Here is a 10654-nt window from a genome sequence, read left to right on the forward strand (position 1 = left end):
CAGCACACCGTTATCGTCAGCCAGTTTTTGCAGCAGGTCCGGGCTGATGGTCAGGCGGTCGCAACCGGCCAGTTCTTCGATCTGGCTCAAGGTGCGGAAGCTGGCGCCCATGACCACGGTCTCGATTTTATTGGCCTTGTAGTAGTTGTAGATACGCGTCACCGACTGCACGCCTGGGTCTTCGGCACCGGTGTAGTCCAGGCCGGTGTTTTTGCGATACCAGTCGTAGATGCGGCCCACGAACGGCGAGATCAAAAACACCCCGGCATCGGCGCAGGCCTGGGCCTGGGCGAAGGAAAACAGCAGGGTGAGGTTGGTCTGGATGCCGGCTTTTTCCAGGCGCTCGGCGGTGCGGATGCCTTCCCAGGTGGAGGCCAGTTTGATCAGCACGCGGTCGCGGCCGACACCGGCCTGGTCATACAGGGCGATCAACTGGTTGGCCTTGGCCCACAGCGCTTCTTCGTCGAACGACAAACGCGCGTCGACTTCAGTGGAAATACGCCCTGGAATCACCTTGAGAATGCCCGCGCCCACCGACACGGCAAAGTGATCGCAGGCCAGGTCCACATTGCCTTTGGACAGGCTCACGGCATTGCGCAGCAGTTCGGCGTATTCCGGGATGGCGGCGGCCTTGAGCAGCAGCGACGGGTTGGTGGTGGCATCCACCGGGCGCAGGCGGCTGATGGCTTCCAGGTCGCCGGTGTCGCAGACCACGGTGGTAAATTGCTTGAGTTGTTCGAGCTTGGACGTCATGAGCGGCTGTCTCCAAAAAAGGGTTAGTGGTTGAGGGCCTGGGCGGTGTCGAGGTCGGTGATCAGCACGTCGAGGTAACCGCCCTTGAGCGCGCCGCGAATGGCCTGCACCTTGTTCAAGCCGCCAGCCAGGCCGAGCACGCGTTGGATCGAGCGCAACTTGGGCAGCGCCACCGACACTACAAATTCTTCGTCTTCATCCAGTACCGGGTTGCCCTGGGCATCGAAGTAGCGCAGGCAGATATCGCCCACTGCGCCGCGTTCGGCCAGCAGGCGCAGCATGTCTTCGGTGTAGTAGTTGCCGCTGTTGCGTAGCAGTTGCGAGGGTTCCAGGTCGCCAATGCCGACAATCGCCAGGGTGATGCTGTCAAAGCGTTGCAGCACCTCCTTGACCTCTTCCATCTCGACAATACGCTGCTTGCTTTCCACCGATTGCTCGATACTTTGCGACGGCAGCAAAAACGCCGGGCAGTTGAGCAGGGTGGCCAGGCGCTGGGTCAGCAAGGTGGCTTCAAACGCGCCTTTGTTGCCGACGCCACCGAGCAATTGCACCACTTCCTGGGCGCCTTGCTTGCCCGGTTGCGCATGCAGATGGCCGACCATGGCGCGAATGGTGCTGCTCCACGATGAAATGCCGATATGGTCCTGGGGCGACAGGCTGGTCTCCAGGTAATGCGCGGCGGCCGAGCCGATGGCCTGCTTGATGCTTTCGTCGTTGCCCGGTTCGGTGGCTTCCACCACGATCACCTGACGCACGCCGTAGCGGCGCTGCAACTGGGTTTCCAGCTCCAGGTGCAGGCCTTGCAGGCGCATCACGCTGATCTTCACCACGCCTTCCTGCAGCGCCCGGCGCAGGGCGCGGCTGATAAAGGACTGCGAAAGGTCCAGCTGCGCGGAGATTTCGGACTGCTTGAGCCCTTCTTCGTAATAGAGGCTCGCGATCTTGGTGATCAGGCGCTGTTCTTCGATCTGGCTCATGAAGGCCTCAGTTGATGTTTCAATGCCGGTGAGGATACCAAACCCTTACGACATGATCAGGCCGCCGTCGATATTGATTGCCTGGCCCGTCAGGTAAGCCGCGTCATCGGAGGCCAGAAACGCCACCAACCCGGCCACATCCGAGGGTTTGCCGGCGCGGCGCAGGGGGATGTTCTTGACCCATTCGGCCATCAACTCACCTTTGCCATAACGTTTTTCCTCGGTGCTGAGGATCTCGCCCCACACGCGGTCGTTGTAGTCCCACATCTCGCTTTCGATGATGCCGGGGCAGAACGCGTTGACCGTGATGTTATGCCGCGCCAGTTCCAGCGCCAGGCTCTGGGTGATGCCGATCACGCCCATTTTGCTCGCGGCGTAGTGCGGCGTGTAGATAAACCCCTGGCGGCCCTGGCCGGACGAGGTATTGATCAGCCGCCCGCTGCCTTGCTTGACCATGTATTTGGCGGCTTCGCGGCAACCGAGCCACACGCCGGTGGTGTTGACCTGCAGCACCTTGTCGAAGTCGGCGCGGGGCATTTTGTCGTAGTGGTCGATGGTGATGATGCCGGCGTTCTGCACCGATACATCGATGCTGCCAAAGCGTGCGTGGCCTTCGCGGTAAAGCGTTTCGATGTCACTTTCGCAGGTTACATCGATGCCCAGGGCGAGGGTCTCGACCTGGTATTCCTTGGCCAATTGCTCGGCGGTGAAGGTCACGCGCTCGAGGTCGTTGGAGGCCAGCACCAGGTGGGCGCCTTCCTGGGCGAAACGCTCGGCAATCCCGGCGCCGATGCCACGGCAGGCGCCGGTGATGACTACAGTTTTACCGCTGAATCGTTGCGACATGACAGGCTCCAAAAAGAGGTTTACCAGCAGACAAAACCGCCATCGACCAACAAGTCGACGCCGGTGCAGAACGACGACGCCTGGCTGACCAGAAAGATCGCCGGGCCGACCATTTCGTCCACGCTGGCCATGCGGCCCATGGGCGTGGTCTGTTCAAAGATCTTCACCTGGCCGGCAACTTCCGGCCGCGAGTTCATGGGCGTGGCGGTGTAGCCGGGGCTGATGCAATTGACTCGCAGGCCCTTGTCGGCCCATTCCATCGCCAGGCTTTTGCTCAGGTGGATCACGCCGGCCTTGGAGGTGTTGTAGTGCGCCTGTAGCAGGCCACGGTTGACGATGCTGCCGGACATCGAGGCGATATTGACGATGGCGCCTTTGCCCCGCGGCAGCATCACGGCGGCCTGGGCCTGGCAGCTCAAGAAGATGCCGGTGAGGTTGATGTCCAGCGTGGCTTGCCAGCGTTGCAGTTCCAGGTCTTCGGCGGCTTGGGCGTTGGCGATGCCGGCGCAATTGACCGCTACGCTCAGCTCGCCCAGTTCGCTTTCGGTGTGCGCCACGGCGGCGTCGAGGCTGGCGCGGTCGGTGACGGTGCCGCTCAAGGCCAGGGCGCGACGGCCGAGGGTCTGGATGCGCTCGACAGTGCTGGCAATGCCGGGGCTGCCGGGCAGGTCAAAGCAGGCTACGTCGGCGCCAGCTTCGGCCAGGCCCACCGCGATGGCCTGGCCGATGCCGCTGCCGGCGCCGGTCACAAACGCGACTTGGCCGTGAAGACTAAAAAGTTGCATGCATTACTCCATCATTTGAATTCACTGTAGAACCCCTGTGGGAGCGAGCAAGTCGAATCGTCGCACCGCCGCTCCCACATTGGATCTTCATTGCTTGTCAGGCCGTAGCCATTTCCATCACCGAAACCGGCGTGGCCTCGCCGCGCTCCAGAATCCCCATCTGCCGACCCCGGCTCATCACCATCACCCGGTGGGACAACCCCAGCACTTCATCCAAATCCGAACTCACCACAATCACCGCCATGCCCTTGGCCGCCAGGTCTGCGATCACTTCATAAATCGCTGCGCGTGCGCCCACGTCGATGCCGCGTGTGGGTTCATCAAGGATGAACACCTTGGGGTTGCGCGCCAGCCACTTGGCAATGATCACCTTCTGCTGGTTGCCACCGGACAAACTCGAGATCCGCGACTGCGGCGCGCCTTTCACGCCCAGGCGCGCCACCGCCGTGCGCGCAAACTCGCGCAGTGGGGCAGGGAACACCCAGCCGGGCTTGTCGAGCAGGTCGGTGTTGCCATAAATCAGGTTGTCTTCGATGCGATGCTCCACCACCACGCCTTGTTGCTTGCGGTCTTCGGGCACCAGCACCACACCGGCCTGGATCGCTTCGAACGGCGAGCGCAATTGGCGAACTTCGCCATCCAGCTGCATATAGCCCTGAATGTCCTGGGCCGCACCGGCAATGGTGCGTACCAGTTCGGTGCGCCCGGCGCCGACCACTCCGGCAATGCCGAACACCTCACCGGCGCGCACGCTGAAATCAATGTCATGCAGGGCAAACTCACGGCAGCTCAAGCCCTTGACCTGCAACATCACCTGCTCTTTGGGCGCCTGCAACGTCGGGAAAATCCGCTCCAGGCTGCGCCCCACCATCTGCTCCACCAGCTCACGCACCGGCACCTGGGCCGTGGCGTGCAGGGCGATCTGGCGACCGTCGCGCAGCACCAGCACGCGGTCGGCGATGCGCGCGATTTCTTCCAGGCGATGGCTGATATAGATAAACGACACGCCTTCGGCCTTAAGCCGCTCGACCTGCTGAAAGAGCAACTCGGTTTCTTCGCCACCCAAGGCGGCGGTCGGTTCATCCAGGATCAGCAGGCGTGCCTTGAGGGTCAGCGCCTTGGCGATTTCCACCAGTTGCTGCGCCGCCACGCTCAGCCCTTCGACCTTGCGCGATGCCGGCACGTCAAGCCCCAGGCGCTGCAGCTGGATCTGCGCCTGGGCCTCGATGTACTCGCGGTCGACCTTCCCGTGACGCATGGGCAGGCGGCCGACAAAGATGTTCTCGGCAATCGACAATTGCGGCAGCAGGCGGATTTCCTGGTGGATCAAGCCGATCCCTGCGCCCAGCGCCGCACCCGGTGAGGCGGGTGCATAGGCCTGGCCCAGCCAGGTCATGCTGCCGCCGGCTTCGGGTTGCACCAGCCCGGCAATAATCGACGACAAAGTGGATTTGCCCGCGCCGTTCTCGCCGAGCAAGGCCAGTACTTCGCCGGGGCGGATATCCACGTTGACCTGCGACAGCACCTGCACCGGGCCATAGGCCTTGCTGATGTTGCGCAGGCACAGCACCGCATCGGCTGCTGTGTCCAGAGCTGCTGCTTGCATGGCGACCTCCCAGGTTTACGGGTGCTGTTGCAGGAACGGCGCGACGTTGTCTTTGGTGGTCAGCACGGTGGGCAGCAGTTGCTCCTTGGGCACGGCTTTGCCGGCTTTGAGGTCAATCGCCGAGGCCACGGCCAGGCGGCCCATCTTCTGGGTCTGCTGGGTCATGGTGGCATCCAGTACGCCGCTTTCTACGGCCTTGAGCCCGGCCACGTCGCCGTCAAAACCGACCACCACGACCTTGTGGTCGAGGTTGCCGACTTTCACTGCCTGGGCAGCGCCCAAGGCCATGGCGTCGGCGCGGCCGAAGAACACACTGATATTCGGGTCCCGCTGGAGCAGGTCCTGGGCCACGGCGAAGCCTTTGTCCTGGGCCCATTCGGCGGGTTGCTGGGCGACAATCTTGAGGTCCGGGAAGGCTTTCAGGCCCTCTTCGAAGCCTTTGGCGCGGTCGATCTCGGGCGTGGTGCCGAGCTGGCCTTGCAACACGGCAATGCGGCCTTTGCCGTCGGTGATTTTGCCGACGTATTCAGCCAGCGCCTTGGCACCGGCGACGCTGTCGCTGGCAATGAACGTGTCGCCCGGCGCGTCAGGCGCGTTGCGGTCCACGGCGATCACCGGGATGCCCGCAGCCTTGGCGGCTTTCACCGGCACACCGGCGGCAGTGGCACCGGCGGGGATGTAGATCAGCACGTCGATCTGGCGGGTGATCAGGTCTTCAATCTGGCTGACCTGGGTGGAGGAGTTGCCCTGGGCGTCCACGGTGATCACCTTGATGCCCTTGGCCTTGCCCTCGGCTTCCACCGATTGCTTGATCTGGTTGAAGAAATCGGCCTGCAGGTTAGCCACGGCCAGGCCGATGGTCAGGTCCTTGGCCCAGGTGGTGCCGGCGGCGGTAAGCGTTGCGGCAGCCAGAGCAGTAGCGATAAGCAGTTTCTTGGGGCTGAACATGTCGGTGACTCCTGGTTTTATTGTTGGAGGGTGTCAACTGTCGAACAGGTTTAACGGGCAGTGCTGGAACGGCGTCGCAGGGTGTCGATGGTCACGGCGAGGGCGATGACCACGCCGATCACCACTTGTTGAATAAAGGGCGAAACGCCCAGCAGGTTGAGGCCATTGCGCAGCACGCCAATGATCAGCACACCCACCAGGGTGCCGCCGATACTGCCCACGCCGCCGCTGAGGCTGGCGCCGCCGATCACCACGGCGGCGATGGCGTCCAGTTCCAGGCTGAGCCCGGCGCTCGGTTGCGAAGAGTCCAGGCGCGCCGCCAGGGTTACGGCGGCGATACCGGCCAGCGCACCGCTCACGGCGTACACCCACAAGGTAATTGCGCGCACCTTGATGCCCGACAAGCGCGCCACTTCCGGGCTGCCGCCCATGGCGTAAAGGTTGCGGCCACCGGCACGAAAGCGCAGGAACACCCAGGCAATCACCAGCATCACCAGGAACAAGCCGACGGTTGCCGACAGGAAACCAAAGTGCCGCACGGTGGCCAGGCTGGTGAACCAGTCCGGGTAGCCGACGATCTGCCGGCCTTCGGTAAGAATGTTTGCCAGGCCACGGGCCACCGACATCATGGTCAGCGTGGCAATAAACGGCGGCAGCTTGGCATAGGTGATCAGCCCGCCGGACACCAGCCCGGCGAGCATGCCGCTGGCAATCGCGATGGGAATCGCAAAGCCCAGCGGCACCGCCTGGTCCTGATACAACCAGCCGAGCATCATCATCGAGAAGGCCAGCACCGAACCTACCGACAAGTCGATGCCGCCAATGACGATCACCGCCGTCATGCCAATCGCCAGGATGCCCAGCACGGTGACCTGATCGAGAATGTTCAGGCCATTGCGCAAGGAAAAGAAGAATTCGGAGCTGAAGGAGAAGACCAGCACCAGCAGTACGAGGCCGATCAGCGGGCCGCCGATATTACTGGGGAGCAATTTCACCAGCCGCGGGCGGCGGGTCGGCTTGAGATCGGCCGGATGGACAGAGGCTTTGGCGTCCACTTTGTTCTCCTGACTTATTTTTTTTGGAGTTCATTCAGGCGGCTTGAATATTTATGCATGCCTGACTGTTAATTCAGATTCTAGTGACACCGTGTCAAAGTCAAGCGCTTAATTTTTCATGCAGGCGCTTAAAGCGCTGTTCGTATGGGCCGCAAAGCCACGGTTTAGAGTAGCGCGTGGCGGATTTTGGCCGCTGGTCCGAGGGGTTTTCCCAGCTTTTATTTCATTTTTCCGCCGATCACTCACTTGACCTGCTGGCTGATCGGCGTCTAAATAGAAATATATTGTCAGCACTGAATAAATATTCAAATGCGATGCCGGACACTTTCACCCCGCGTGGTCAGCCTCAAAGGAGCCGCTGCATGAATGCCTTCCAGTACGACGCCCACCAGATCAAAGAACAGGCCCGCTTGATCCGGCGCCACGTGATCCGCCTGAATGCCGACTCACCGGCGGGCGGGCATACCGGGGCCGACCTGTCGGAAACCGACATTCTCGCCACCCTGTATTTCCGCATCCTCAACACCGGCCCGGAACGCACCCAAGACCCCGAACGCGATATCTATATCCAGAGCAAAGGCCACGGCGTCGGCGGTTTGTACTGCTGCCTGGCGCAGGCCGGCTATATCCCCACCGATTGGCTGCCGACCTACCAGCACTTCAACTCACACTTGCCCGGCCACCCGGTGCGGCAGAAAACTCCCGGCATCGAGTTGAACACCGGCGCCCTCGGCCACGGCTTGCCGGTGGCGGTGGGGCTGGCGTTGGCGGCGAAGATGTCCGGCAGCAAAAAGCGCATTTATGTGCTGACCGGCGACGGCGAGCTGGCCGAGGGGTCGAACTGGGAAGCGGCGATGGCGGCGGCCAAGTACGGGCTGGATAACCTGTTTGTGATCGTCGACAAAAACAAACTGCAGCTGGCGGGTTTGACTGCCGAGATCATGCCGCTCGACCCGCTGGACGTGAAATGGGCTGCCTTTGGCTTTCGCGTCAGCGAGTGCGACGGCAACGATGTGAGCCAGTTGATCCCGGCGCTGGAAAGCATGCAGAGCCAAACCGGCGCCCCGCAGGTGCTGATCGCCCACACCATAAAAGGCAAGGGCGTGTCCTTTATCGAAGCTCGCCCCGAATGGCACCACCGCGTGCCCAAGGGTGGTGAAATCCACGCAGCATTGGAGGAGTTGAGTCATGGCGAGTGAACATCTGGCGAGCGTCATGGTGGAGGCTTTTATTGCTGCGGTAGAGGCGGGCCTCGATGTGGTACCGGTGGTCAGCGATTCCACCTCCACGGCCAAGATCGGCCCGTTTGTGCAGCGCTTTCCCGAGCGGCTGATTAACGTCGGGATTGCCGAGCAGTCATTGGTCAGCGTGGCGGCGGGCCTGGCGCTCGGCGGCAAGATCGCGGCCACCTGCAATGCCGCGCCGTTTCTGATTTCGCGCGCCAATGAGCAGATCAAGGTCGACGTTTGTTACAACCAGGCCAACGTGAAGATGTTCGGTTTGAACGCGGGCACCAGCTACGGCCCGCTCGCCAGCACCCACCACAGCCTCGACGATATCTCGGTGATGCGCGGCTTCGGCAATGTGCAGATTTTCGCCCCGGCCGATGCCATCGAATGTCGCCAGATCGTCGATTACGCGCTGCGCTATCAAGGCCCGGTGTACATCCGCCTCGACGGCAAAGCCTTGCCGGATGTGCATGGCGCTGACTATCAGTTCCAGCCAGGCCAAGTGGATATCCTGCGCCAGGGCGCGGACGTGAGCATCGTCGCCCTGGGCTCGGTTGTGCATGAAGCGGTGGAGGCGGCGGGATTGCTGGCGGAGCAGGGCATTCAGGCGCAAGTGATCAACCTGTCGTCGATCCGGCCGTTGCAGCGTGAGGTGTTGCTCAACGCCCTGCGCAACACGCGCGCGGTGATCAGCGTGGAGGAGCACAACATTAACGGCGGCGTCGGCAGCCTGGTGGCCGAAGTATTGGCCGAGGCCGGGCTGGGCGTTCCTTTGATCCGCCTGGGCATCGGCGACGGTGAATACGCTGCCGCCGGTGCACGGGAACCGACCCGCGCCTTGCATAACATTGACGCGGCTGGGATTGTGGCGGCAGCCACTCGCTTGCGGTGAACTCAATGACTGACAATAAACCGCTGATCCTGGCGATAGATGAAGGCACCAGCAATGCCAAGGCCGTGCTGGTCAACGAACTCGGGCAAGTGATTGCGCGAGGTTCGCGGCCGTTGAGCATCAGCCATCCGCAGCCTGGGTTCTCCGAGCAGGACCCGCTGCTGATCTGGCAGAACACCCTGGCGGCCATTGATGAATGCCTGGCCCAAGTAGATCGGCCGATCACCGCACTGGCTGTCAGTAACCAGCGCGAATCGGTGGTGGCCTGGGATCGACATACCGGCGAGCCGCTGTCGCCGTGCATCAGTTGGCAATGCCGACGCTCCACGGCGCTGTGCACGCAACTGCATGCGCAGGGCCACGAAGCCGTCATCCTTGAAAAAACCGGCCTGGCCCTGGACCCGATGTTCTCGGCCGGCAAGTTTCGCTGGATTCTCGATAACCTGGACAACGGCCACGCCCGCGCCGCTGCCGGTGAGATCTGCCTGGGTACCGTCGACAGTTGGCTCTTGTGGCAACTCAGCGGCGGCCAGGTATTTGCCACCGACTATTCCAACGCGGCGCGCACGCAACTGTTCAACCTGCACACCTGCGCCTGGGACCCGGTTTTGCTGGACTTGTTCGGCATTCCGCTGGCGGCTTTGGCGCCGATCCAACCCAGCGCCGGTTTTTTCGCCGAGACCGTCGCAGCCGGTGGCTTGCCCGCAGGCATCCCGATCATGTCGATGATCGGCGACTCCCATGCCGCGTTGTACGGGCAGGGCGGGTTTGTGCCGGGGCTGGTCAAGGCTACCCTGGGCACCGGCTCATCCTTGATGACGCCCATGAGCGGCCCGATTGCTTCCACCCATGGCCTCTCAACCACTCTGGCCTGGCATGACGGCACGAAGCCCACGTTCGGCATGGAAGGCAACATCGTGCACACCGGCGCCGCCGTGCAATGGGCCTCGCGGCTGGTGACGGGTGAGTCGCTGGATGCCCTGGCCGAGCAGGCCGCGCAGTTGCCGGACAATGGCGGCGTGTACTTCGTGCCGGCACTGTCCGGGCTGGGCGCGCCGCACTGGAAAGCCGACGCGCACGGGCTTATTTGCGGCCTCACCGAAGCCACTACCGGCGCGCATCTGGTACGTGCCTCGCTGGAGTCCATCGGCTATCAGATTCGTGATGTGTTCGAGGCGATGCAGCAGGATATCGGCAGCCCGCTCAAGGAACTTTGGGTGGACGGTGGCGCCACGCGTAACCGCTGGTTGATGCAGTTTTTGGCCAACCTGCTGCAACGCCCGGTAGTGCGCAGTTTGTCACCGGAAGTCTCGGCACTGGGTGCTGCGCATTTGGCGGGCAGGGCGCTCGGGATTTGGGCCAATGACGAGGCGCTGGCAGCGCTTGAGCGCCAGCGTGAGCGGTTTGAGCCGCAGGCGGATGTGCAGATGTCAGCGCGTTACGCCGACTGGAAAAAAGCCCTGGCCCGCACCCTGCTCTAAAGACCGATCGAGATCAAACTGTGGGAGCGGGCTTGCTCGCGAATGCGGTGGGTCAGTTGATTCATCTGTCACTGATACACCG

10 protein-coding genes are annotated in these 10654 nt (G+C 62.4%); 3 read left to right on the plus strand and 7 right to left on the minus strand.

All coding sequences use genetic code 11. From position 1 onward, the window contains the following. The 7 genes from ACTD9P_RS28210 to ACTD9P_RS28240 form a co-directional block, all read right to left on the minus strand. The coding region (locus ACTD9P_RS28210; RefSeq protein ID WP_438870222.1) for a transaldolase at nucleotides 1-753 on the minus strand (753 nt) is incomplete at its 3' end. Nucleotides 754-776: 23 nt separating this feature from the next. Further along, complete coding sequence (locus ACTD9P_RS28215; RefSeq protein ID WP_438870223.1) at nucleotides 777-1730, minus strand: sugar-binding transcriptional regulator; 954 nt, start codon at nucleotides 1728-1730, stop codon at nucleotides 777-779. 45 nt (nucleotides 1731-1775) lie between these two features. After that, nucleotides 1776-2576, minus strand: coding sequence for an SDR family oxidoreductase (locus ACTD9P_RS28220; protein WP_438870224.1), 801 nt, complete (start codon nucleotides 2574-2576; stop codon nucleotides 1776-1778). Between the two features lie 20 nt (nucleotides 2577-2596). Beyond that, nucleotides 2597-3361, minus strand: coding sequence for an SDR family oxidoreductase (locus tag ACTD9P_RS28225; RefSeq protein ID WP_438870225.1), 765 nt, complete (start codon nucleotides 3359-3361; stop codon nucleotides 2597-2599). A gap of 97 nt (nucleotides 3362-3458) precedes the next feature. Then, complete coding sequence (locus ACTD9P_RS28230; RefSeq protein WP_438870226.1) at nucleotides 3459-4967, minus strand: sugar ABC transporter ATP-binding protein; 1509 nt, start codon at nucleotides 4965-4967, stop codon at nucleotides 3459-3461. A gap of 15 nt (nucleotides 4968-4982) precedes the next feature. Then, on the minus strand, nucleotides 4983-5915 hold the full coding sequence (locus tag ACTD9P_RS28235) for a sugar ABC transporter substrate-binding protein (protein WP_056857914.1): 933 nt from the start codon (nucleotides 5913-5915) through the stop codon (nucleotides 4983-4985). Nucleotides 5916-5965: 50 nt separating this feature from the next. Then, entirely contained in the window at nucleotides 5966-6970 is a 1005-nt protein-coding gene (locus tag ACTD9P_RS28240; protein WP_200433608.1) for an ABC transporter permease, read from the minus strand. 362 nt (nucleotides 6971-7332) lie between these two features. On the opposite strand from ACTD9P_RS28240, the gene ACTD9P_RS28245 reads away from it, so the two are divergent. Genes ACTD9P_RS28245 through ACTD9P_RS28255 form a run of 3 tightly spaced genes read left to right on the plus strand, consistent with a single transcriptional unit; the run spans nucleotide 7333 to nucleotide 10572 of the window. After that, nucleotides 7333-8169 carry a transketolase gene (locus ACTD9P_RS28245; protein WP_438870227.1) on the plus strand — a complete coding sequence of 279 codons (837 nt, stop codon included), beginning with the start codon at nucleotides 7333-7335 and terminating at the stop codon, nucleotides 8167-8169. Next, nucleotides 8159-9091 carry a transketolase family protein gene (locus tag ACTD9P_RS28250; RefSeq protein ID WP_438870228.1) on the plus strand — a complete coding sequence of 311 codons (933 nt, stop codon included), beginning with the start codon at nucleotides 8159-8161 and terminating at the stop codon, nucleotides 9089-9091. Before ACTD9P_RS28245 ends, ACTD9P_RS28250 begins: the two co-directional genes overlap by 11 nt. 5 nt (nucleotides 9092-9096) lie before the next feature. After that, entirely contained in the window at nucleotides 9097-10572 is a 1476-nt protein-coding gene (locus ACTD9P_RS28255) for an FGGY family carbohydrate kinase (protein ID WP_438870229.1), read from the plus strand. The last annotated feature ends 82 nt before the right edge of the window (nucleotides 10573-10654 follow it).

Source organism: Pseudomonas onubensis (genome assembly GCF_965653655.1).
In the GTDB taxonomy this organism is placed as follows: domain Bacteria; phylum Pseudomonadota; class Gammaproteobacteria; order Pseudomonadales; family Pseudomonadaceae; genus Aquipseudomonas.

Coding starts and splice junctions, on each gene's coding strand:
- ACTD9P_RS28245 (WP_438870227.1), top strand. CDS start 7,333: ATGAATGCCTTCCAGTACGACGCCCACCAGATCAAAGAACAGGCCCGC.
- ACTD9P_RS28230 (WP_438870226.1), bottom strand. CDS start 4,967: ATGCAAGCAGCAGCTCTGGACACAGCAGCCGATGCGGTGCTGTGCCTG.
- ACTD9P_RS28220 (WP_438870224.1), bottom strand. CDS start 2,576: ATGTCGCAACGATTCAGCGGTAAAACTGTAGTCATCACCGGCGCCTGC.
- ACTD9P_RS28215 (WP_438870223.1), bottom strand. CDS start 1,730: ATGAGCCAGATCGAAGAACAGCGCCTGATCACCAAGATCGCGAGCCTC.
- ACTD9P_RS28255 (WP_438870229.1), top strand. CDS start 9,097: ATGACTGACAATAAACCGCTGATCCTGGCGATAGATGAAGGCACCAGC.
- ACTD9P_RS28250 (WP_438870228.1), top strand. CDS start 8,159: ATGGCGAGTGAACATCTGGCGAGCGTCATGGTGGAGGCTTTTATTGCT.
- ACTD9P_RS28225 (WP_438870225.1), bottom strand. CDS start 3,361: ATGCAACTTTTTAGTCTTCACGGCCAAGTCGCGTTTGTGACCGGCGCC.
- ACTD9P_RS28235 (WP_056857914.1), bottom strand. CDS start 5,915: ATGTTCAGCCCCAAGAAACTGCTTATCGCTACTGCTCTGGCTGCCGCA.